The organism is Caballeronia sp. M1242, from assembly GCF_017220215.1.
In the GTDB taxonomy this organism is placed as follows: Bacteria; Pseudomonadota; Gammaproteobacteria; order Burkholderiales; family Burkholderiaceae; genus Caballeronia.
Genome location: NZ_CP071132.1, coordinates 117,248 through 141,002, shown reverse-complemented (window position 1 = coordinate 141,002; position 23,755 = coordinate 117,248). Strand labels below are relative to the sequence as shown.

Here is a 23,755-nt window from a genome sequence, read left to right as displayed (position 1 = left end):
TTGGCTTTCATGTGCGGCGCAAGTCGAGCGTGAACGGAAATTCGAGGCTGGGCTCGCGTGTTCCCACATGCATCGCGCCCGGTGTATGACCGCTCGCGAAGAAGCGCGCGCGCCGACGACTCTCGGCCTCGTACGCGTTTACAGGGAACGTCTGGTAGTTGCGGCCGCCCGGATGCGCGACATGATACTGGCAGCCGCCGATCGCGCGACCGGTCCATGTATCCACGATATCGAAAGTCAGCGGCGCATGCACGCCGATGGTCGGATGCAATGACGTGGCTTGCGCCCACGCGCGAAAGCGCACGCCCGCGACGAACTCGCTGACGCGCCCGGTGGGTTGCAGCGGTAAACGTTCACCGTTCACAGTCACGACATGACGGTTGCCATTGAGCCCAAGCACGCGCACTTCGAGCCTTTCGACAGACGAATCGACATAGCGCACGGTGCCGCCGATCATGCCCTCCTCGCCCATTACGTGCCACGGTTCCAGCGCGTGGCGGATGGTCATCGCGATGCCGCCTGTTTCGTATGCGCCGACGACCGGAAAACGGAATTCAAAATGCGGTGCGAACCAGTCCTTCTCGAAGGCGAAGCCCGCGTCACGCAGCTCCGCGATGACATCGTCGAAGTCCATCTGCACGAAGGTGCCGAGCATGAAGCGATCATGCAGCTCCGTGCCCCAGCGCGTGAGCCGCGCCGTATAAGGCTTCTGCCAGAACCGCGCGACGAGCGCGCGCAGCAACAGTTGCTGCACGAGACTCATGCGCGCGTGCGGCGGCATTTCGAATCCACGCAGTTCGAGCAGACCGAGGCGGCCGGTGGGACCGTCGGGTGAATACAATTTGTCGATGCAGAATTCCGCCCGATGCGTATTGCCGGTCACGTCGATCAGGATGTTGCGCAGTATCCGGTCGATGAGCCACGGCGGCACTTTGGCACTGCCGCGCCCGCCGAGCAGATCGACTTGCCGCTGCAATTCGGCGAACGCGATCTCGAGCTCGTACACCTGATCGTTGCGCGCTTCGTCGATGCGCGGGGCCTGGCTCGTCGGTCCAATGAATAGCCCTGAAAACAGCATCGATAGCGACGGATGATTGTGCCAGTACGCGATCAGGCTCGCGAGCAGATCCGGGCGCCGCAGAAACGGGCTGTCGGGCGGCGTCGCTCCGCCTAGTACGAAGTGATTGCCGCCGCCCGTGCCGGTATGCCGGCCATCGAGCATGAACTTCTCCGGACTCAGATACGACTCGTGCGCGGCGTCATAGAGGTATTCGGTGTGCTCGACGAGCTCCGCCCAGTTCGACGCCGGATGAATGTTCACTTCGATGACGCCGGGATCGGGCGTCACCTGGAGCACCTTCAGGCGCGCGTCCCGCGGCGGCGGGTAGCCCTCGATGATGACCGGAATGCCGAGATCGGCGGCGGTCGCTTCCACCGCCGCGAGCATGTCGAGATAGTCGTCGAGCGCAACGAGCGGCGGCATGAACACATGCATCAGCTTGTTGCCCTTGCCTGACTCCTCGAGCGCTGCCGCTTCGACTTTCGGACCGGCCGCGCGCGCCGGGTCGCGTGCTTCGACGCAGATCGCGGTACGCGCGATCCAGCCGGCAGACTCGCCGCGCTCGGGCATGCGGCTCTTCGCGGCGGCGATAGCGGCTTGCGTTGCTTCGCCGGTGGAGTCTTGAATGGCGTCGTTCGGAATTTTGCGTTCTGCATGCTGCATGCCGAATGCGTCATTATGGTCGGCGTACTGCATGCGCAGTTCTGCGGCGCGACGCAGCGGCACGGAAGGCGCGAACGGATCGTGTTCGTGCTGCCACGGATAGTCGGCTTCGGCAACCCATGGCAGCGAGTCCAGCGGCAAGCGATAGCCCATCGGCGAGTCGCCCGGAACCAAGTACATCCGCTCATCGCGGAAGAACCACGGGCCGGTTGTCCAGCGGCCCGGCCGGTCACCCGCGCCTTCTTCGCGGGCAATCGGCAACGCGTAGCCCGTGACCGACGGCAGCCCTGCATCGAATACCCGGCGCAAGCGCACGCGCTCGAGTTCGTCGTCCAGGCGCGAGTCGAACGGGTCGACATTGACAGGCAGACGGCGTTCGCGCCACAAGTAGTACCACGTGTCCTCGTAACCAGGCTGAATGTATTCTGCATTCAAAGACAGCTTGCCCGCGAGGTGACGGATGAAGCGGGCGGCGTCGTCCGCGGTGTAATTCGCGGGCTGCCTTTCGTCGGCGAACAGCGCGGGATCGTGCCAGCAAGGCTCGCCGTCTGCGCGCCAGAAGAGCGACAGCGCCCAGCGCGGCAGTTGCTCTCCCGGATACCACTTGCCCTGCCCGATATGCAGGAAACCGCCTGCGCCATATTGCGCGCGCAGCTTGTCCATCAGCGATACCGCGTACGCGCGCTTCGTCGGGCCGAGCGCGTCCGTGTTCCACTCCGGTGCATCGCGGTCACGCACGCAGACGTAGGTCGGCTCGCCGCCCATCGTGAGACGCACGTCCGATGCGTTGAGCTGCGCATCGACCTGTTCGCCCATGCGCAGCACGGCCTGCCAGTCCTCCTCGCTATAAGGCTTCGTCACCCGCGGCGTTTCACGCACGCGCGCGATCGACATGGAATGCCCGAACTCGACTTCGCATTCATCCACTGCGCCGGTGACAGGCGCCGCGCTATCCGGCTCGGGCGTGCACGCGACCGGTATGTGACCTTCGCCCGCGAGCAGGCCGGAGGTCGGATCAAACCCGATCCAGCCGGCGCCCGGCAAGAACACTTCGCACCACGCATGAAGATCGGTGAAATCGACGTCGGTGCCACTGGGGCCTTCGAGCGACTTGACATCCGGTGCAAGCTGCAGCAGATAGCCCGAGACGAAGCGCGCTGCGAGCCCGAGATGCCGCAACGTCTCGACAAGCAGCCAGCCCGAATCGCGGCAAGAGCCCGCCGCGCTCACAAGCGTTTCTTCCGGCGTTTGCACGCCCGGCTCCATTCGGATGAGATAACGGATCTCACGCGAGAGGCGCTGATTCAGTCCGACGAGAAAGTCGACTGTGGGTTGCGCCGAACGGTCGATGCTCTCCACAAACGCGGCAAATCGCGGCGTCAGTTCGCGCTTGATCATGTAAGGCGCGAGGTCGTGCAGCAACTCGGGCGCATAGCTGAAGGGAAACGATTCAGCAGACGGTTCGAGGAAAAAGTCGAACGGGTTGTAGACCGCCATCTCGGCCACGAGATCGACCGTTACCTTAAATTCACGCGTTTTCTCGGGAAAAACGAGGCGCGCCTGGTAATTGGCGAATGCGTCCTGCTGCCAGTTGATGAAGTGATCCACCGGTTCGACACGCATCGAGTAAGACAGAATCGGCGTGCGGCAATGCGGAGCGGGCCGCAAGCGAACGACTTGCGGCGAGAGACCGACGAGCCGGTCGTAGCGATAATGCGTAACATGGTTCAACGCGACACGTATGGACACACCGACTCCTTTTTCGATTTGCAGCTAACGACTGAACCCTGAACCTTTGCAAGAGGCACGTTGTTTGCAGCATGGCGCTGACTTCCGGGCAGCACCCGGACCCATCCCTCCTTCCGGCTCACACAATGAAGACCTTTCACTGCAACCGCTGCGATCAGCTTGTGTTCTTCGAAAACACCCATTGCGAGAACTGCGGCGCGAAGCTCGGCTATGTTCCCGAACTCAGTCAGATCAGTGCATTCGACGAGACGGAGGACGGCACGTGGAAGAGCCTGCATCCGCTCGCCAAAGATCAGCTCTATCGCCCGTGCCACAACTATGCGGTCGAGAATGTCTGCAACTGGATGGTCCCTGCGGATTCCGAAGAGCCGCTTTGTTCGTCGTGCCAGTTGACGAGCACCATCCCTAACCTTGAGACGCCCGGCAACCGCCTTTACTGGTATCGGCTGGAGACAGCCAAACGCCGCCTGCTCTTCACGCTCTCGGATCTCGGCCTGACCGTGCAGTCGCGTCAGCAAGACCCGGAACATGGCCTCGAATTCCAGTTCCTCGAAGGAGACGAGGAAGGACGCGGCGTCATGACAGGACACAACAACGGAATCATCACGCTCAACATCGCCGAAGCGGATGACGCGCATCGCGAGAAAGTGCGCTCCGCGATGCATGAGCCGTACCGCACGTTGCTCGGCCATTTCCGCCATGAAACAGGGCACTATTTCTTCGATCGCCTCATCGCGGACACGCCGCGCGTCGCGCCGTTCAGAACCGCATTCGGCGATGAACAGCAGGACTATGCGGCCGCGCTGGATCGCCATTACAAGGAAGGCCCGCCCGCGAACTGGGCAGAGAACTACATCAGCGCGTATGCAACGATGCATCCGTGGGAGGACTGGGCCGAGACGTGGGCGCATTACCTGCATATCGTCGATACGATGGATACGGCCGTATCGTGCGGCCTCGTTCTCGTGCCCGACAGCCCACATGAACCGACGCTCACGGACACCACGCCTATCGAGGAAAGCACGTTCGACGACCTGATGAAACGCTGGTTTCCGCTCACGTATGCACTGAACAGCCTGAACCGGAGTCTCGGCATGCCGGATGGTTACCCGTTCACGCTGGCCCCGCCCGTTATCGACAAGCTGCGTTTTGTTCATCGTGTCGTCGCTGCCGCGGCCAAGCGTTGAACGCACGGTTCAACTCGACGAACTCTGTGACTGCACCGGCGATTCCGCTTGCGATCCGCCGTTCGTCTGAGTCTGAGTCTGGGTCTGGGTCTGGCCTTGGCTCTGACTCTGAGTGGGCGGCGGCAACTCAGCCGCTATTGGCAAGAGAAACTCGCGGCTGATGCTGCTCGCAAGCTCATTCACGCGTGCCAGAAAACTCACGAGGTACGCGTGCAAGCCCCCTTGCAGAATCTCGCCGATATCGCCGTTTCTCAGTTCCGCACTGAGTTGCGCCGCAAGCCGCACGGCTTCGGCATCGCGTCCCTTCGTCACGTGAATGATGTGCTGCTCGACTTCCGCAAGACTCGCTGCGAGCGAACGCGGCCAGTCGCGATAGAGAATGAGCAGATCGGCAACGCGCTCGGGTGTGATGACATCGCGATAGACCTTGCGATACACCTCGAACCCCGAAACGGACCCGAGTACCGCTGTCCAATGGTGATAGTCGAACGGCTGCGCGGACGTGTCGGCGCGCTGCTCCATCATTTCGAACTTAACGTCGAGAATGCGCGCCGTGTTATCGGCACGCTCGACGAAAGTGCCGAGACGCATGAAGTAAAACGCGTCGTCCTTGACCAAAGTGCCGAGTTGAACGCCGCGCGATAAGTGCGAGCGGAACTTGACCCACTCGAAGAATTCGTACGGCTCGCGCTCCAGAATGCCGTCATCGAGCATGCGCTGACAGTCGAGCCATGTCGTATTGAGTGTTTCCCATAGCTCGCTGTTAGTGGAACTGCGCACGGCGCGCGCGTTCTCGCGCGCCGCACGCAGGCAACTGACGATGGACGACGGATTCGAGATATCGCGCGCCATGAAGTCGATCACGTCGCGGCTTTTCATGCTGCGATGCGCGGCGGAATAGATGCCGCTCAACTCGGAGATCGAGAGCATCGCCCGCCAGCCGAGTTCTGCGTATTCGTCGGACTGAGGCAAGAGCGACAGTTGATAATTCGCGTCGAGCATCCGCGCGGTGTTTTCGGCACGCTCGGTATAGCGCGCCATCCAGAAGAGATGATCCGCGGTACGGCTCAGCATGGGTAGTCTCGCGTATGTATTGTGATGGTCTCGAGTGCGTGTTCTAGCGTTCCAATACCCACGTATCCTTGGTTCCGCCGCCTTGTGACGAATTCACGACCAATGAACCTTCGCGCAATGCAACGCGCGTCAGTCCGCCCGGCACCATGCGCACGTCCGTGCCCGACAGGACGAACGGACGCAGGTCGATATGACGCGGCGCGATGCCCGCTTCCACGTAAGTCGGACAGGTGGACAACGCGAGTGTCGGCTGCGCGATGTACTTCTCGGGATTCGCTTCGAGCACCGCCCGAAACTCGGCAATCTGCGCGACCGTGGACGACGGCCCGACCAGCATCCCGTAGCCGCCCGCGCCATGCGTTTCCTTGACGACTAGTTCTGGCAAATGATCGAGCACGTACTTCAAGTCATCGGGCTTGCGGCACATCCACGTCGGCACATTGTTGAGTATCGGCTCCTGACCAAGATAGAAGCGCACCATGTCCGGCACATACGGATAAATGGACTTGTCGTCAGCGATACCCGTGCCCACCGCATTGCACAATGAAACGCGCCCATCGCGATAAGCCGATATCAGCCCGGCTACGCCCAAAGCCGAATCCGGGCGAAAGACGAGCGGGTCGAGAAAGTCGTCATCGACGCGCCGGTATATGACGTCCACTCGCTGCGGACCTTGCGTCGTCCGCATATAAACATAGCCGCCGTCGACGAAGAGGTCTTGCCCTTCCACCAGTTCCACGCCCATTTGCTGGGCCAGAAACGCATGCTCGAAATAGGCCGAGTTGTACATGCCGGGGGTCATCACGACGATCGTCGGATTGTCCACGCCGGCGGGCGCAGCCGCGCGCAACGTATCGAGCAGCAAGTCGGGATAATGCGCGATCGGCGCGACGCGATTGCGGGCGAAGAGATCGGGAAAGAGCCGCATCATCATCTTGCGGTTTTCCAGCATGTACGACACGCCAGACGGCACGCGCAAGTTATCCTCGAGGACGTAGAACTCGCCCTGACCGGCACGCACGATATCGATGCCGGCAATATGCGCGTAGATATTGCGCGTCACATCGACACCGCGCATCTGCGGCCGATACTGCGCATTGCCCACGATCTGCGCTTCCGGAATGATGCCCGCGCGAATGATGTCCTGATCGTGATAGATGTCGTGTATAAAGCGGTTGAGCGCGTTCACGCGCTGCCTGAGACCGCGTTCGAGCGCCTTCCACTCATCCGCGGGAAAAATGCGCGGAATGACGTCGAACGGAATGGTGCGTTCGGGAATGATGCCCGGTACGTCGCTCTTGCCGTAGACCGCGAACGTAATGCCGACGCGGCGAAAATTCAGGTCCGCCTCCGCGCGCTTGAGATCGATCTGTCTTTCGCTTTGCGCGCTCAACCACTCCATGAATTCACGGTAGTGCGTGCGGGGTGCGCCCGCGGCAGGAAATGCCGACGCCGGTACTCCCCGCGCTTCGAGCTGGCTTTGCTCGAACATCTCGTTGAAGAATGCTTGCGTCATGGCGGGTCTTTCCTATCAAGTGCGTGCCGGGAACGGATCCCCTTGTGGTTGGTGTTCTGGTTGCACTCGCAATGACTTGAAGAGCCTGACGACGCGGCGCACCGAATGACCGTGCGGCGCATTCGGCTTGCGGGTTTCATAGGCGACCTCGAAGCGCGATGCCTTCGGTCCTTGCATCCATTGCGCGGGCGGCCCAGTGCCGAGAACGGAACGAGCAACTTCGATGCCAAGTCGTAAGCAGATGTCCAATTCGTTGAACGCATGGAAGAAGCATCGAGCAATGAGTCATCGCTGCACCAAAAGAGCGCGGCCCCGCGCCTCGTGCACACTGCCATAGCCAATGTCGTGCCGCACGACGGTGCGCTTCGTTGGCACGCGGCGGGCGCCGGTATCATAGGGATCTTGGCGAATCACTCTGACCGTTCATGAACACACCTTCTCAAAGCGCCCCTCGTTCCTGCTTGCGCGAACTCACTCCGCTCGAGGCGCGCGTGCTGGGCGTGCTCGTCGAAAAGCAGCAGACGGTGCCCGACACCTACCCTCTATCGCTGAATTCACTCACTGCGGGTTGCAATCAGAAGACCGCGCGTTCGCCGGTGATGAGCGTGACCGAAGACGAAGTGCTGACGACCATCGACGGCCTGAAGCGCCTTTCGCTTGTCATCGAGGGCAGCAGCAGCCGCGTGCCGCGTTTCGAACACAACATCAATCGGGTGATGGGCATTCCCAGCCAGTCCGTCGCGTTGCTGGCGACGCTCTTCTTGCGCGGCCCCCAAACAGCGGCCGAACTGCGCGCGAACAGCGCGCGCTTGCATAGCTTCGCCGATATATCGTCAGTCGAAAGCTTTCTCGAAGAGCTCGCCGAAAGCGACCCGCCCCGCGTGGTGAAGCTTCCGCGTACGCCCGGCGAGCGCGAGAGCCGCTGGATGCACCTGCTATGCGGAGAAGTGAGTCTGAGCGATGCGCCTTCTCAGGACGCGTCGGCGGGCGCGTCGCATTCGTTGTCGGAATTCGAGGCGCTGAAGGCGGACCACAGGCGGCTTGCTCAAGAAGTGACGGAATTGCGCGCGATGGTCGAGCACATGGCGAGTGAATTGGGCATTGCACTGGACAAGCCATCGCAGACATGACGACGCCGATCTTGCCCGCGTCGCTGGCGTTTCGCGCCGACGGCACGCCGTTTTGTCCGAGGCACGACGATATTTATCACAGTGCGTCGGGGGCGCTCGCGCAAGCACGCTATGTCTTTCTGGAAGGAAATGGTCTGCCTGAACGTTGGCGCGGACAAACGTCCTTCAACGTCATCGAAACCGGCTTCGGCATGGGAATCAATTTCCTGGCGACGTGGTCGATGTGGCGCACACATCCACATCGCCCGGAAAGGCTCGAATTCGTGTCGATCGAAAAGCATCCGTTCAGCGCAGACGATTTGAGGCGCGCGCATGCGGCCATCATCGACGATGCGTCCATCAGCCCGCTCGCGGATGAGTTGGCTTGCGCATGGCCGCCGCTCAGGCCGGGCGTGCATCGACTGATGTTTGCGTCCGGCGCACTGGCATTGACGCTGATTTTCTCCGATATCGCCGATGCGTGGCCTTTGGCTCTGGCACTCGGCTTCACCGCGGATGCCATCTATCTCGACGGCTTCGCGCCGAAGAAGAACCCGGATATGTGGACGCCCGACACCTTCGCCATGCTCTCGCGCCTCGCGAAAACCGATGCAACCTTTGCCACTTACACGAGCGCCGGACTCGTGAAGCGGGCGCTGCTCGAACATGGTTTCGTGTATCGCAAGACGCCGGGCTTTGCAGGCAAGCGCGCCATGCTCACCGGCCAGCGCGCGACATCGTAAGCACGCTGGTGTCCGCTAATGCTTCAGCTAAAAGGAATGACGCGATGCCCACAACGCACTTTGATTCGCATGCGCGAAACGATATCGTGTCGCTCGATGCCTGCGCGCTTTCCCGAGCCATTCACGCCCGCGACGTCTCATGCGCGGAAGTGATGCAGGCGTATCTCGCGCAAGTGGACCGCCTGAATCCGCGAGTCAATGCAATCGTCGCTATGCAAGATCGCGATGCGCTTCTCGCTCTCGCGCAGGCGCGCGACGCGCAGTTATCGCGCGGTGAAAGTCTCGGCCCGTTGCACGGACTTCCTCAAGCACCTAAGGACATCCTGCCTGTCGCAGACATGGTGACGACCAAGGGATCACACATTTTTGCAGGCGAAGTCAGTCAGGCGGATGCCATCGTGTTCGAGCGTATGCGGCGTGCTGGCGCGATCTTTATCGGGCGAACCAACTCGCCTGAGTTCGGCCTCGGCGGTCATACCTATAACCCTGTGTATGGCACCACGCGCAATGCGTTCGATCTATCGCGGTCGGCGGGCGGGAGCAGTGGCGGTGCGGCCGTTGCAGTCGCGCTTCACATGCTACCTTTCGCCGATGGCACCGACATGATGGGCTCGCTGCGAACACCCGCCGCATTCAACAACGTATTCGGATTTCGCAGTTCGCCCGGATGCGTGCCTTACGGTCCCAGCGATGATGTCTTCTTCCAGCAATTCAGCGTCGTAGGCCCTATTGCGCGCTCAGTGGAAGACCTCGGCTTGCTGCTGTCCGTTCAGGCGGGCTTCGACGCGCGCGCGCCGCTCTCTCGTCGGAGCGACGCGCCTTCCGACTTCTCGTCCACGCTTGAACGCGATATGCGCGGCACGCGCATCGGTTGGCTGGCAGACCTCGACGGTCATCTGCCGATGGAAGCCGGCGTGCTCGACACGTGCGCGTCCGCGTTGTGCCATTTCGAAGCGGCTGGGTGCTCGGTAGAAGCGGCGCGCGTGGACTTCGATATGGAGCGCTTATGGCAAGCGTGGCTCGACTTGCGCAGCTTTGCGTTCGCCGGTGCCAATGCGCCGCTTTACCGCGACGAAACGCGCCGCGCGATGCTCAAACCCGAAGCCGTGTGGGAAATCGAGCGGGGGCTGCGGCTTTCGGGAGAACAGGTGTATGACGCCGTGCGCGACCGCTCGGCGTGGTATCGGGCGATCAACGCGCTCTTCGCACGCTTCGACTTTCTGGTGATGCCGGCCGCGCAGGTCTTCCCCTTCGATGCGGAGATGCACTGGCCGTCTTCAATCGGCCAGCGCAACATGGACACCTATCACCGCTGGATGGAAGCGGTCGTGCCGGCAACAATGGCTTCGTTACCGGCGCTATGCGCGCCGGCCGGCTTCGGTTCCAACGGCCTGCCGATGGGCCTTCAGATCATCGGCGCGGCGCAGATGGACCTTGCCGTGCTGCAAATGGGACTTGCGTATGACCGTGCCAGCGGCTATTCGAAAACGCGCAGCCCTTTGCTCAGTTAAGTTGGGTGACAGGTTGAGCCCGACGTCATTCCGTCGACTCGTGAACGGCGGGCGTAAGCGCGAGTGCGAGAATCATCGCGCCGCTATTCAACGGCACTGAACTGCCGACGCGCCGCGGCCGATAGACGGGTTGTCCACGGCGAATGGCCTGACCGCTCAGCGCGCAGACGCCGCCCTTGCGCGCAGTGCAGAGCGCCCACACCTGCTCGGAATAATTAAACGATGTCGGGTCGTGCCATGAAAGCGCGAGCGTGGATTCGCTTAGGCGCTCGAGTAACCGAATGTTGGCCGCAGGCACGTGACCGTTCGAGGTAGTCACGTTGCCGCGCCCGCGGCTTTCGACAGAGCGCGACACCGGCGCTGTCGCTTGCGCGGAATGAGCGCAGCGGCCCGAACGATTGTCGAGCATGGCGAGGGTACGGCTCCACGGATCCAATAGCGAGGGATGCTTCATGCTCCGCTCCGGCTTGTCGCAATGCGCGCCTGTCTCGCATTACGTGTTGACGTTGTAGGAAACACTGCGAGCGCGATGGATCGACTCTGCGCTCACTCATACGAAGACGGTTCTAAGGGTAGTACAACTGAGCAAGCGTCGTTTCATTTTCTTGCCCGGCTTTTGTCAAGCGGCAATTGCGCAATTTGTGCGAACGGCCGTTCGATAAACGCGCTGCCCGCGTGTGGCGGCTGGCGCACGTTGCAACGGAACGAGGATGCGCACCCTCTTCGATTTCTGACAAAATAAAAGCAGCGAACGCAAACCTCCTGTCGAATCATGACAAGCAAGCTCTGCATTAATGCGACCATTTCGGCGGACCGTGCCACGGTCAGCTTCGTCGCGTTTTCCCGCGAGCGGGAAATTCACTGCAACATCACGCGCAAGGCGCTGGAACAATGTTTCTGGGCGCCCGTCGGCGCGAGCGACGAGCGCCTGCTGAAAGCCTTGAACGACGGCTACGAACGCATTAGCGCGCGCGTGCATCGGAAGTTTTTGGCGCATCCGTCCAATTCCATTCATTTGGACGTGATCGATTTTTCCTCCTGACGCCGCGCGCCCCTAAACACGCGGCTAGCGCGCGGCCTCTGTTGCCTTGCGCATCTTCGCCACGTCCTCGGGCTGCACAGCCGGCATGTTGTTGTTCCATGCGCCACGGATAAAAGTCACCACATCCGCTATCTGCTGATCATTCAGAACGGGTGCGTATCGCGGCATCGGATACGGCGCGGGCACGCCTTGAATCACGAGATTCTCAGTGCCGTTCAGCGTCACATTAATCAGCGAAGAGGGATCTTTCTCCAGCAGATTCGGATTGCCGGCAAGCGGCGAAAGCATGGGCGCGAAACCCCGCCCGTCGATGCCGTGGCAATGCATGCAGAAGGCCGCATACACCCGCGCGCCGGAATCCGATGCCGGACGCGTCAACGACACTTTCGTCGCCTTCGAATCGTATGAATAAGGCGCGTTGCCGTTGCCGCCCGCGGCCGGCAATGACTTCAGATAATGCGCCATCGCGGTCACGTCCTGATCGGTGAGCATCTGCGTGCTGTTGTTGACCACGCTCGTCATCGAACCGAACGCAGTCGCGTGCGCGTTGGCGCCCGTCTTCAGGAATGCGACAAGGTCCTGCTCCGACCAGCGCCCGAGCCCGGTGTTGTGCTCTCCAGTCAAGTTGGAACCGAACCAGTTGTCGAGCACGCCGCCCGTCAGATACGCCGTGCTGCTCTCGTCGAGCCCCTTCTCCTGAAACGCGATGCCGCGCGGCGTGTGGCACGCGCCGCAGTGCCCGAGACCTTGCGTCAGATACGCGCCGCGGTTCCATGCCACGTCCTTACCGGCCTTGTCCTTATAGACGCCTTTGTCGAGAAAGACCGCGTTCCAGAGCTTGAGCGGCCAGCGCATGTTGAGCGGCCATTTGATATCCGCTGCGCGGTTGGCCTGCTTGACTGGCGTCACGCCATGCATGAAGTAAGCGTAGAGCGCATGCATGTCCTCGTCGTTGATCTTCGCGTACGAGGGGTAAGGCATGGCCGGATAAAGATTGTGGCCATCCTTCGCGACGCCTTCGCGCAGTGCGCGCGCGAAGTCTTGTTCGGTATAGCGGCCGATGCCCGTATCCGGGTCCGGCGTGATGTTCGTCGTGTAGATGGCGCCAAGCGGGGTCGTCATGGGCAAGCCTCCTGCCATGGGCTTGCCGCGTGGCGCGGAGTGACATGCGATGCAATCACCCGCCTTCGCGAGGTAAGCACCGCGAGCAACGAGCGCGTCGCTCGACGCATCCGCGCGCGCCGTCAAAGGCGCTGCCACGAGCGCGACAGTCGCCGCAAGAAACGCGGCCGTGAAGGGCCTGAGGGCAAATTTCATGGCGGGTCTCCTTAGGCGCTGCGCAACTGGTTGCCGACCGGTAGCTGCCTGAGGCGCTTGCCCGTCGCGGCATAGATCGCATTGGTGATGGCGGGCGCGAGCGCCGCCGTCCCAGGCTCGCCGATTCCCCCCGGCGCTTCGGTGCTCTTCACGATATGCACTTCGATAGGCGGCGTTTCGTCGATGCGCAACATCCGGTAATCGGTGAAGTTGCTCTGCTGCACGCGGCCGTTTTCAATGGTGATCTCGCTATAGAGCGCAGCCGTGATGCCGAAGATGATGCCGCCCTGCACTTGCGCTTCCACCGTATTGGGATTGACGACCATGCCGCAGTCCACCGCGCACACGATGCGATTGACCCGCACCTCGCCGTCCTTGTTGACGGTGACGTCGGCGACCATCGAAAAGAAACTGCCGAACGCATGCATGACCGATACGCCGCGTCCCTGGCCCTGCGGCAAGGATGTCTTGCCCCAGCCGGCCGCCTGCGTCGCTACATCGAGCACATTGCGCGCGCGCGGTGTCTTGCTGAGCAGGTTTCGCCGGTATTGCACGGGATCGATCTTGGCTTGCACAGCGAGTTCGTCGATAAAGCTCTCCACGACGAACGTGCCGCGCGTCGGGCCCACGCCGCGCCAGAAAGCAGTCGGCACATGCCGCGGCTCCTGACGCACGTATTCGATCACCTGATTCGGGAAGTCATACGGAAGGTCGGCCGCGACTTCGATAGCGTCCGGATCGATACCGTTCTTGTATGCGGGCGGCGCGAACCGCGCCATGATGGACGAACCCACGATGCGATGCGTCCACGCAATGGGCTTGCCATTCGCATCGAGGCCGGCCGAGAGCTTGTCGTAGTAGTACGGCCGGTACATGTCGTGCTGAATGTCTTCTTCGCGCGACCATGTGACCTTCACCGGCGTGCCCAGTTGCTTGCCGATCTTGAGCGCCTGCGTCGCCATGTCGACTTCGAGCCGTCTGCCGAAACCACCGCCCAGCAGATGGTTATGCAGCACGATCTTCTCGCGCGGCAATCCGGTGATGGCCACGCCCGCGTCGACGATGCGCGTCGGCACTTGCGAGCCGAGCCAGATGTCGCAGCCATCGGGGCGCACATGCACCGTGCAGTTGACCGGCTCCATCGTGGCGTGCGCGAGAAACGGCTGTTGATAGACGGCATCGACGCGTGTCTTCGCGTCATTGAATCCCTTGCCTACGTCGCCGTCCTTTCGCGCGACGGCGCCTGACTTCTGCGATGCAACCGCCAGTTCATCGATGATCTGCTTCGTGGACACGTTGCCGTCCGCGCCTTCGTCCCAGTGAATGGACAATGCCGCGGCGCCTCGCTTGGCAGCCCACGTGTGATCGCCGACGACCGCAACGCCGTTGTCGAACTTGATCACTTGCCGCACGCCGGGAATCTTTCGCGCGTTGGTATCGTCGACGGAAGCGAGCTTGCCGCCGAATACCGGGCAATTGACGATGGCCGCATAGACCATGTCAGGCAAACGCACGTCCAGCCCGAACATTGCAGTGCCATCCACCTTTTCCGGCGAATCCAGGCGCCTGACCTTCGTGCCGATGATCTTGAAGTCTTTCGGGTCTTTGAGCTTGATATCTTTGTCTTGCGGAACCGGCATGCTTGCCGCCGCTTGCACGAGCTCGCCATAGCTCGCCGTGCGATCTCCCGATGCATGCACGACCTTGCCGCCTTGTGCATGACATGTCGATGCATCGCATTGCCACTGCTGCGCGGCCGCCGCGACCAGCATCATGCGCGCTGCCGCGCCGGCCTTGCGCATGGGCTCCCACGCATAGCGCACGGACGTGGAGCCGCCTGTCAGCTGACCGCCCAGTAGCGGATCCATGAAGAGCTTCTCGTCGGGCGGCGCATGGTCGATGGTGACGCTATCGATCGGCACTTCGAGTTCTTCTGCAATGAGCATGGGCAACGACGTATAGACGCCCTGCCCCATCTCCACCTTCGGAATGATGAGCACGACCTTGCTGGCCTTGTCGATCTGCACGAATGCGTTGGGCGCGAAGACGCCCGCCTGAGCCGGCTCCACGCCATCTCCACCGATGACCGACTTGCCTTTGCTCTGGTCCTGACTTGCGGCGGGCAAGCTGAAGCCGATGAGAAAGCCGCCACTCGCGGTCACGCTGGCGGTCAGGCCGAGCTTCAGAAACGAACGGCGCGAAAATCCGGCGGAAGCCGCATGACGTCCCGCTTCGAGTAGTCCTCGCGACATGTCACGCTCCCTTCGCTGCTTGCTTGATGGCCGCGCGGATGCGGTTGTACGTGCCGCAGCGGCAGATGTTGCCGGTCATGGCGGCGTCGATATCGGCATCGGTCGGATTGGGCACTGCTGCAATCAACGCGGCAGCGGACATCACTTGTCCGGACTGGCAGTAGCCACATTGGACGACATCGAGTTGATTCCATGCGTCCTGCACTTTCTTGCCGGCAGGCGTTGCGCCGACTGCTTCTATCGTCGTGACCTTCTTGTCGCCGATGGCCGCGACGGGCAGCACGCAGGAGCGCACCGCGACGCCGTCGAGATGCACGGTGCACGCGCCGCATTGGGCGATGCCACAGCCGAACTTGGTGCCGGTCAAGCCGACCAGGTCGCGCAACACCCAGAGAAGCGGCATGTCTGGGGGCGCGTCGACAGTGTGTGACTGACCATTGATGGAAAGCGTAGTCATGAGCGGCTCCGGCTTATGCGTTGGTTTTAGCGAATGGCGCGATCGCGGGGCTGCATGCGACGGCAGTGGCGCCGGACGGTGCTGTACGTTGACGCCGCTATAGGGCGCCATAAGACGCAAGGACGCGTGCGGCTGGCTGTATAGGGACGAGAGATTGTAGCGCTGCTTTAAGAAATGAGCGTGAATGAAAAAAACGGCCTTGCTTTACGAAATTGCAATGTGGACCGATACGCTGTCTGAATTGAGTGGCGCGGACGGCAAAGACCGTTAGTTGCTTTCGAAAGAGAGAGTTCGAATCGCTCCATCAGTGAGTTTGGGTTCGTGCGTCTCATCTGAATCAGACGATCTCTATGAGTCCCTTGCGCGCGAGTTCTTCGGGAAAGACGGTGGTCTCCAGATATTCGTGTAGATCCACCGAGACCGCACCGCGCATGCGCGGGTCGGCATCGACGAACACGAGCGTGTCGTCCTCTTGATGCGCTTCGTAGACGCCGGGCGCAATGTGAATCCTGATGCCGTCTTCGGCACACCCGGAGAGTGCGTCTGTCAGCACCCGAATATGGAAGAGCGCGTTCACTGCCGTGTCCTGAGGGAGCGGTTCAGCGGTTGGTGGTTTGCTGACAAGAGCAAACCGCGCGCCAAATCGAAGCGTCGTTGCCGTTCTCTCCCGGATCGGGCATGTGAGTAGGTCTTTCGAAGACCCACTCACTCGTCCTTGCACGGCGATTACTTGGGCCGCAAGAGCACCTTGATCGAATCGAGTGAATTGGCGACCTCGATAGCCGAATCCCATTCTTCGAGCGTGAAGCCGTGCGTGACGATGCCCTTCGACGTCACGAGTCCGCGCGCCAGAAGGTCGATGGCGATCGGATAGCAATACGGCCCGAGATGCGCGCCGCGCACGTCGAGCTCTTTGCGATCGCCGATGATCGACCAGTCGACGGTCGTATCGCTTCCGAACACCGAGAACTCGACGAAACGCCCCAGCTTTCGAATCAGTTCGAGACCCTGCGACACGCCCGAAGGCGATCCGGTAGTCTCGATATACACGTCACAACCATATTGATCCGTGATCGAGCGGATCATTTCAAGCGCGTTGTCGTTCTTCGGGTTGATCGTGACATCCGCGCCGTATTCGCGCGCGAGCGCGAGGCGCTCGTCGACGAGATCGATGACGACGAGTTTCTTCGGCGTCTTGAGATGCGCCACCTGCACCATCATGAGTCCGAGCGGGCCTGCGCCCGCGATCACGACGACATCGCTCAATTGAATATCACCGCGGTTCACCGTATGAATCGCACAAGCGAGCGGTTCGATGATGGCCGCGTCTTCAATCGAGATACCGTCCGGTATCTTGTGGACGATGGCGGTCGGCGGAAAGCGCATGTATTCGGCCATGCCGCCGTCCGCGACTTCGCGCTGAAAGCCGAAGATGTTGTGCACTTCGCACATCCAGTACTGACCCGACTTGCAATAGCGGCACTTCGCGCAAGGCACGATCTGCTCGGCGATCACTCTGTCGCCCACTTGCAGGCCGAAGTGCTCGGCCGCGCCGTCCCCGAGTTCTTCCACATAGCCGAAGAATTCATGGCCGGGTATAACCGGCGCTTTGACCCACGGATTCGGGCCGCCCCAGAACATCTTGGCGCCCGACCAGCACTTGCAGTCGCTCGCGCATATGCCACACGCAGCAATGCGGATCACCAACTCATTGCGTCCGGCGCGCGGGCGCTTCACGCGTTCGACGCGATAATCCTTCGGTGCGCGGCATACGATCGCCGTCATTTCGTCACTGCTGTCAGCCGATGCCGTGCTCATGATCGCGTCTCCGGTCATTTATCGTTAGCGCTTGTTCATTCCATCACGATCTGCACTTTCACATCGGTCGGCACGCCGCTCGCCGCTTCTTCGAAAGCCTTGATGCCTTCCGCGAACGGGAACGTGCGCGAGATGAAAGGCTTCACATCCAGCTTGCCCGATGCGATCAACTGAATGGCGCGCGGGAAGATATTCGCGTAACGGAATACGGATTCGATACGCGCTTCCTTGATCTGCACCGCGACCACATCCAGAGGAATAGCGCGCTGCGGCATGCCGACGAGCACGAGACAGCCACCTGGGCAGAGCAGATCGACAATGCCTTCGAACGCTTTCTCATTGCCGCTTGCCTCGAACACGATATCCGCGCCCCAGCCGTCGGTCAGCCGCGACACGACGTCCTGCACGCGCTCGTCGCGAATGTTGACCGCCGTTACGCCCTGCACGCCGCCGATCAGGTCGAGCTTCTCCTGCACGAGATCGCACACGATCGCGCGGCTGCAACCACCGGCCAGCGCGGCCAGCGCGCACATCATGCCGATGGTCCCCGCGCCGAGCACCACGGCGACATCCCCGGGCTTGATCGCGGCCTTCTTCGCGGCCTGCAAGCCGATGGAAAGCGGCTCGACGATCGCGCCTTCGGCGAAGCTCACGTTGTCCGGCAGCTTGTAGGTGAACGCGGCGGGATGCACCACGTAGGGGGCGAGACAACCGTGCACCGGCGGCGTGGCCCAGAAGCGCACTTTGGGGTCGAGGTTGTACATGCCTTCGCGCGATGCACGCGATTCCATGTCGGGCACGCCCGGCTCCATGCATACGCGGTCGCCCGCTTTCAGATTCGTCACTTCCTCGCCGACTTCGACCACCGTGCCGGATGCCTCGTGCCCGAGAACCATCGGCTCATTGACGACGAACGGACCGATGCGGCCGTGCTGGTAGTAATGAACATCGCTGCCGCAAATGCCGACCGTGTGAATGCGTATGCGCACATCGCGCGGCCCGACGACCTGCGGCAAGCTGAACGGGCGCAGGCTGATGCGGCGTGCTTCTTCTAGAACCAGTGCTTCCATTGTCGTTCCTTCGTGCTGTTCGTTTGAGTCGATTGAGTCGGATTGAATCTGTTCAATGCGTCGTGAGCTATCCCGCCTGAAAGCCGCCGTCGATCGCGAGGCTCACGCCGCTCACCATGCTGGAATCGTCGCCGAGCAGATACGCGATGGTGCGCGCCACTTCCACCGGCTGCACGAAACGATTGAGCGGAATGCGCGCGAGCATGGGGCCGGATTTCGCGGGATCGCTCCAGGCTTTCTCGGCCATCGGCGTCATGGTCACGACGGGATTGACCGCGTTCACGCGGATGCCGTGCGGTCCCAATTCGACCGCCATCACGCGCGTCATGGCATCCAGCGCGCCCTTCGATGCGCAATACGATGCGTGCAGCGGCAAGCCGACATTTGCCGACAGACTCGACACGTTCACTATCGCGCCGCCCGCCTGGCGCGCGATCATGCTCTTCGCGCACTCCTGCGCCACGATCATCGCAGCGCGAACGTTGACGTGCATCGTGAGATCGAAGGCATCGACGGTGGTATCGAGAAAAGGCTGCAATTCGACGAGGCCCGCGCAGTTCACGAGCAGGTCCACCGGCTGCGCGGCGCGCGCGGCCTCGCGGGCTGCATTGGCATCGGCCAGATCGACGGCGAAGGTCTCGCAACCGGTCTCGCTCGCCAGCGCGGCGAGATCCGTCGCGCTGCGGCTCAGCGCAATCACGCGCGCGCCGCGCTCGGTCAGCAGATGCACCGTCGCATGGCCGATGCCCTTTCCGGCGCCGGTCACGAGCACCGTCTTGCCGGCGAATTCGCGGTTTCTGTCGATGGTTGTCATGGACTCTTCAAGGTTCATCGCACAGACGTCGCGCGGTGTCTTCATCGGTGACGAGCACCGACGGATAGCGCCCGCGCAATGCCGCACGCGTGACATGAAACTTCTTCGCACCGCCGCTCACGAGGACCACGCGGCGAATCTTGCGCAAGTCTTCGAGCGTGATCGCCACGGTGCGGCGATTCAGCGGATGGTCGATCAACTCGCCGTCTTCATCCATGAAGTGACCGAGCATGTCGCCCACTGCGCCCGCTTTTTCCAGCGTGCGCAACTGGTCGGGATTGTCGATACCATAGGTCACGACGAGCGATTCCGTGAGGTCTCCGCACGTTAGCAGCGCCAGGTCCGCAGAACGCGCGAGTTCATAGGTTTCGCGCACCGTGCCTTCCTGCAAGATCACGTCGCGCGCTTTCTGGCTGCTGACATAGATAGGCGCGGCAAAGAGATACCCGTCCGCCCGGCAGATGTTCGCGAAGTCCGAGACGATGTCGAACGTGTTGATGCTCGGGCAATGCGACAAGCCTCCTTGCAGCGACACCGCCGACACCGCGCCATAACTGCGTTGCGGCATGGCACGCAGGACCGCGCGAATCGTGCGGCCCCAGCCGAGTCCGATGGTCTGCCCCGCGACGATCTGCTTCGCGAAGTACGAAGCCGCGCCGATGCCTAAAGCCGTGTTATTCGCCTCGGTATTCGCGCCCGTCGGCACGACCACCGCGCATTCCAGCCCGAACCGCCGTTCGAGCGCGCTTTCCAGCGCCACGCACGGCGCGATCTTGCTGTTGATGGTGATCTGCACCAGTCCCGATTCGCGGCTCGCCGCGAGCAGCCGGTTCACGCGCACGCGATTGCTGCCGATACGCTGAGCGATTTCCTGCTGCGTCAGATTGCCGACGTAGTAGTGCCAGGCGACGCGCGCCTGCAGTTCTTCCTCCGAGTCGATGGACTCGTCTGTCTCTGCTAGGGCGATGGACGGCGCTGTCTTGCTCATGTTCTCACTGTGGTCATGCTGTAGAAGGCGCGAGTCTACTTCACCGCGCCCATCGTGAGCCCTTGTACGAGCCGGCCCGACACGAGCAACGCGAACACCACCATCGGCAGCACGATCAGCGTGCCGGTCGCCATGATTTCGCCCCACGGCAACTCATAGCCGCTCATATAGCTCGTCGCTGCGACCGGCGACGTGATCGCATCGGTACGCGTCAGCACCAGCGCATAGAGCAGATCGTTCCACGAGAAGATGAACGCGAAGATCGCGGAGACCACGATGCCCGGCATCGCGAGCGGAAGATTGATGCGCCAGAACACACGCCACGGCGACGCGCCATCGAGCCGCGCGGCTTCGTCCAGTTCGACAGGAATGTTGCGGAACTGGTCGGTGCAGATCCACACGACGATCGGCAACGAGAACGTCAGATAGAGCAGTATCAACACGATATGCGTATCGACGAGATCGAGCTTCGTCGCGATCAGAAAGAACGGCACTGCGAGCACCACCGGACTCACCATCCGGTTCGAGATGAACCAGAACCACAGGTCTTCCTTGCCGCGAAACTCATAGCGCGCGAGTGCGTAGGCGGCAGGCGTTCCCAGCAGAATGGCGAGCACCGTCGTGCAGCTCGCAATGATGAATGAGTTGAGCAAGCTGCCTGCTACGTCGTGCTCGAAAAGCGCAGCGGAATAGTGATGCAAGGTCGGACTGAACAGCCACTTCGGCGGATACGCGAGCGCATCGGCCTGGCTCTTCAGGCTCGTCGTCACCATCCAGTAGAACGGAAACACAGACGACAGGAACACGACCACGAGCCCGAGAAAGTGCCATACGGTCGCGCGCCTGCGTGCGGCGCGCGCGCGTCTCGCGCGCTGACTCGTGCCATTGTTCGACGTTTGCAGAGCCGATGTACTCACGCGGCCTCCCGATAAACAAAACGAATGTAGAGACGCGAAAGCACGATGGTCAGAATGAGCAGAATGATGGCCTGCGCCGACGCCATGCCTTGATCGAAGAGCCGAAAGCCCACGCGCTGGATATAGACGCTGATGAATTCAGTGGCGGTGCCGGGGCCGCCGCGGGTCATCGTGAAGACGGCGTCGAACATCTTGAGCATGTCAGCCGAGCGAAGAATGAGAATGGCGGTCAAGCCCGGCAATAGATACGGCCGCTGCAAGTGCCACAGAATCATGCTCCATTTCGGCGTTTCGAGGCGGGCGGCCTCTTCGGCTTCCTTGGGCACCATCGAAAGCCCTGCCAACATGATGAGCGCGCAAAAGGGCGTCCATTGCCACACATCCATGATCATCACGGACACGAACGCGAGCGTCGGATCGGCGAGCCAGTCCTGCGGCGGAATGCCGAAGAGGCTCGTCAGATAGTTCGCCACGCCGAATTGCCGGTTGAAGATGAGCCGCCCGATCAGACCGACGACCGCGTACGTGGTCGCCATCGGAATGACGAGACTCACGCGCGCCGCCGCTCGCATGAAGCGCAGGTCCGTGCGATGCAGCATCAGCGCCGCGAACAGACCGAGCGCCACTTCGATCGGCAACGTCAGGCAAAGGAATAACGCCGTGCGTCCGAGCGCGCCCCAGAACGAAGGGTCCGAGAGCGTCGCCATGTAGTTGTCGAAGCCGACGAACGGCGTGCCCGATGCGAGATCCGCGAGCTTGTACTGGTGAAACGAGTTGTAGAGCGCAAGCAATAGCGGATAGATGCCGATGACCGCCAGCGCGAAAATAGCGGGAATCAGGAACCAGAATGCAGGCGAGCGCGGCAATACCGCGAAGCGGCGCGCGCCGTTGCGCGGACCGCGGGCGTGCGTCGCGGGAGTTGCAGTGCTGTTCGCCATCCGTCGTCTCCGGTTCCTGATCGTCGTGCTTACTTCAAGAGCGGCTTCTTGCCGTCGTAATAGCCCGCTTTCTTCAGGATGTCTTCGGTCTTTTGGCCGATGGTCTGCGCGCCTTCTTTCACCGTCACCTGTCCGAGCATCATCTTGCTGCCCCATTCGCCGATCACTTCCGACACAGCAGGCCATTCCGGGAAGCGCGGCCGGTAATCAGGCACGCCGCCTTGCCACGATTCCACCATCGGCTTCACGAACGGATACTTGTCCTGCACGGCCTTGTCCTGATAGACCGCCATGCGCGCCGGCACGCCGCCCGCGTCGAGATAGGGCTTCGCCATTGCCTCGGACGTGATCCATTGGATAAAGAGCCACGAAGCCGCCTGCTTCTTCGCGTTCGACTTGGCGTTGACCGCAAGCGAGAAGCCGCCGAGCGCCGGCTTGAGACCCGCCGGACCTTTAGGCTCCGTCGTGATGGCAAGACAGTTGCCGAGCTTCGACTTGCTCGGATCGGTCAGCGTCGGATAGAACGCGGACCATTCGGTGATCATCGCCACCTGCCCTTGCGCGAGCGCATTGACCGCTTCGGCGTGATCGAAGTCGACGATGCCCGGCGGCATGTACTTCATCAGCTTCTGCCGATATTCCAGGCCCGCCTGCGATTGCGGCGACATGAGATTCGACTTGAACTTCGCATCGAGCAGCGAGCCGCCGTTGGGCCATAGCACGCGCATGAAGCTATCCGCCGATTGCGTTTCGCCACGGCGCGACTGCAACGCGAAGGCGAACTTGTCGCCCTTCGTGAGCTTCGGCGCATACGTGTTCAACAATTCGTCCCACGTCTTCGGCGGCTCGTCGAAGCCTGCGTCCTTCAACATGCACTTGTTGTAGAACATGAGGCCGGAATAGTTATCGAACGGCAGGCCGTAGGTGACCTTGTCCCACGTCCCGAACGAATCGAGCAGGATCGGGAAAAAGCCCTTCAGATTCAGGCTCGGGTCGGCGAGCTTCGCATCGTCCGTGAACTTCTTGATCGGCACGAGCCACTTGTTGCTCGCGAACTCGCCGATCCACACGACGTCGACGAGCACCACGTCCTGGTCCCCGCCGCCGACGAAGTTCAGCACTTCCTTCTCGCGCGTGTTCTCGTACGGAATGACTTCCCAGCGCACCTTGATGCCGGTTTCCTTCTCGAACTGCGGTATCAGGGTTTGTGCGGCCTTGTATCCCGGGCGATCCAGGAATATGGCTTTGATCGTGGTGCCCGAGTACGGCTGCGCCGCTTCCTTCAGTGTCCAGGCATGAGCGTTCGATGCGGCGAACGCGGCGCTTGCGGCAAGCAGCGCAATAGCCGCGACGTGTTTGAGCGGGCCAACGTGCTTGGCCGGGATGAAGCGATTGTTCATGCCTGTCTCCTGTTTTTCTTGAGCTAATGGCTTGCGGATTCTTCGTCTGATTCTTCGTCTCTGTTCTTGCGACCCACCGTGACCGAGTGAAGTTGAAAGCGCGTCACGCTGCGCCGTTTCACTTGTAATT

19 protein-coding genes and 1 pseudogene are annotated in these 23,755 nt (G+C 61.5%); 5 read left to right on the top strand and 15 right to left on the bottom strand.

What is annotated here, in order from left to right; genetic code table 11:
- Positions 1–7 precede the first annotated feature (7 nt).
- Complete coding sequence (locus tag JYK05_RS24225; protein ID WP_206470819.1) at positions 8–3,472, bottom strand: DUF2126 domain-containing protein; 3,465 nt, start codon at positions 3,470–3,472, stop codon at positions 8–10.
- Positions 3,473–3,597: 125 nt separating this feature from the next.
- On the opposite strand from JYK05_RS24225, the gene JYK05_RS24220 reads away from it, so the two are divergent.
- Positions 3,598–4,659 (top strand): putative zinc-binding metallopeptidase, encoded by a 1,062-nt coding sequence (locus tag JYK05_RS24220; protein WP_206470818.1) that lies wholly within the window; start codon positions 3,598–3,600, stop codon positions 4,657–4,659.
- 9 nt (positions 4,660–4,668) lie between these two features.
- On the opposite strand, the gene JYK05_RS24215 is transcribed toward JYK05_RS24220, so the two are convergent.
- The gene (locus tag JYK05_RS24215) at positions 4,669–5,733 is read right to left on the bottom strand and encodes an alpha-E domain-containing protein (RefSeq protein ID WP_206470817.1); all 1,065 of its coding nucleotides are present in this window, start codon (positions 5,731–5,733) and stop codon (positions 4,669–4,671) included.
- Between the two features lie 43 nt (positions 5,734–5,776).
- Positions 5,777–7,249 carry a circularly permuted type 2 ATP-grasp protein gene (locus tag JYK05_RS24210; protein WP_206470816.1) on the bottom strand — a complete coding sequence of 491 codons (1,473 nt, stop codon included), beginning with the start codon at positions 7,247–7,249 and terminating at the stop codon, positions 5,777–5,779.
- Between the two features lie 425 nt (positions 7,250–7,674).
- Between JYK05_RS24210 and JYK05_RS24205 the strand changes: the two genes are divergently transcribed.
- The 3 genes and pseudogenes from JYK05_RS24205 to JYK05_RS24195 all read left to right on the top strand — a co-directional run bounded on the left by JYK05_RS24205 (position 7,675) and on the right by JYK05_RS24195 (position 10,612).
- Positions 7,675–8,379: a YceH family protein gene (locus JYK05_RS24205; protein WP_206470815.1), complete on the top strand. Its 705-nt coding sequence runs from the start codon at positions 7,675–7,677 to the stop codon at positions 8,377–8,379.
- A pseudogene (mnmD, locus tag JYK05_RS24200) lies at positions 8,376–9,092 on the top strand (tRNA (5-methylaminomethyl-2-thiouridine)(34)-methyltransferase MnmD); the annotation flags it as partial. The gene JYK05_RS24205 and the pseudogene mnmD, both read left to right, overlap by 4 nt.
- Before the next feature lie 53 nt (positions 9,093–9,145).
- A complete protein-coding gene (locus tag JYK05_RS24195) occupies positions 9,146–10,612 on the top strand; it encodes an amidase (protein WP_206470813.1) in 1,467 nt (488 codons plus the stop codon).
- Positions 10,613–10,637: 25 nt separating this feature from the next.
- On the opposite strand, the gene JYK05_RS24190 is transcribed toward JYK05_RS24195, so the two are convergent.
- A complete protein-coding gene (locus JYK05_RS24190) occupies positions 10,638–11,066 on the bottom strand; it encodes a DUF3331 domain-containing protein (RefSeq protein ID WP_206470812.1) in 429 nt (142 codons plus the stop codon).
- A 318-nt stretch (positions 11,067–11,384) separates the two neighbouring features.
- On the opposite strand from JYK05_RS24190, the gene JYK05_RS24185 reads away from it, so the two are divergent.
- A complete protein-coding gene (locus JYK05_RS24185) occupies positions 11,385–11,654 on the top strand; it encodes a DUF1488 family protein (RefSeq protein WP_175945490.1) in 270 nt (89 codons plus the stop codon).
- Between the two features lie 24 nt (positions 11,655–11,678).
- Here JYK05_RS24185 and JYK05_RS24180 read toward each other — a convergent pair whose 3' ends face one another.
- From JYK05_RS24180 to JYK05_RS24130, 11 genes are all read right to left on the bottom strand, one after another.
- A complete protein-coding gene (locus tag JYK05_RS24180) occupies positions 11,679–12,971 on the bottom strand; it encodes a cytochrome c (RefSeq protein WP_206470811.1) in 1,293 nt (430 codons plus the stop codon).
- 11 nt (positions 12,972–12,982) lie between these two features.
- Positions 12,983–15,223: a xanthine dehydrogenase family protein molybdopterin-binding subunit gene (locus JYK05_RS24175; RefSeq protein WP_206470810.1), complete on the bottom strand. Its 2,241-nt coding sequence runs from the start codon at positions 15,221–15,223 to the stop codon at positions 12,983–12,985.
- A 1-nt stretch (position 15,224) separates the two neighbouring features.
- Positions 15,225–15,680, bottom strand: a complete 456-nt coding sequence (locus JYK05_RS24170; RefSeq protein WP_206470809.1) for a (2Fe-2S)-binding protein — start codon at positions 15,678–15,680, stop codon at positions 15,225–15,227.
- A gap of 337 nt (positions 15,681–16,017) precedes the next feature.
- On the bottom strand, positions 16,018–16,257 hold the full coding sequence (locus JYK05_RS24165) for a hypothetical protein (protein ID WP_206470808.1): 240 nt from the start codon (positions 16,255–16,257) through the stop codon (positions 16,018–16,020).
- A 149-nt stretch (positions 16,258–16,406) separates the two neighbouring features.
- The gene (locus tag JYK05_RS24160; protein ID WP_206470807.1) at positions 16,407–17,498 is read right to left on the bottom strand and encodes an alcohol dehydrogenase catalytic domain-containing protein; all 1,092 of its coding nucleotides are present in this window, start codon (positions 17,496–17,498) and stop codon (positions 16,407–16,409) included.
- A 35-nt stretch (positions 17,499–17,533) separates the two neighbouring features.
- The gene (locus tag JYK05_RS24155) at positions 17,534–18,568 is read right to left on the bottom strand and encodes an NAD(P)-dependent alcohol dehydrogenase (RefSeq protein WP_175945501.1); all 1,035 of its coding nucleotides are present in this window, start codon (positions 18,566–18,568) and stop codon (positions 17,534–17,536) included.
- Positions 18,569–18,635: 67 nt separating this feature from the next.
- Positions 18,636–19,382 carry an SDR family oxidoreductase gene (locus JYK05_RS24150; protein ID WP_175945503.1) on the bottom strand — a complete coding sequence of 249 codons (747 nt, stop codon included), beginning with the start codon at positions 19,380–19,382 and terminating at the stop codon, positions 18,636–18,638.
- A gap of 7 nt (positions 19,383–19,389) precedes the next feature.
- Positions 19,390–20,370, bottom strand: coding sequence for a sugar-binding transcriptional regulator (locus JYK05_RS24145; RefSeq protein WP_175945505.1), 981 nt, complete (start codon positions 20,368–20,370; stop codon positions 19,390–19,392).
- Positions 20,371–20,405: 35 nt separating this feature from the next.
- Entirely contained in the window at positions 20,406–21,287 is an 882-nt protein-coding gene (locus tag JYK05_RS24140; protein ID WP_241270132.1) for a carbohydrate ABC transporter permease, read from the bottom strand.
- The gene (locus JYK05_RS24135) at positions 21,284–22,225 is read right to left on the bottom strand and encodes a carbohydrate ABC transporter permease (RefSeq protein WP_206470806.1); all 942 of its coding nucleotides are present in this window, start codon (positions 22,223–22,225) and stop codon (positions 21,284–21,286) included. Before JYK05_RS24135 ends, JYK05_RS24140 begins: the two co-directional genes overlap by 4 nt.
- A gap of 29 nt (positions 22,226–22,254) precedes the next feature.
- Positions 22,255–23,625 (bottom strand): sugar ABC transporter substrate-binding protein, encoded by a 1,371-nt coding sequence (locus JYK05_RS24130; protein ID WP_206470805.1) that lies wholly within the window; start codon positions 23,623–23,625, stop codon positions 22,255–22,257.
- Between the last annotated feature and the right edge of the window lie 130 nt (positions 23,626–23,755).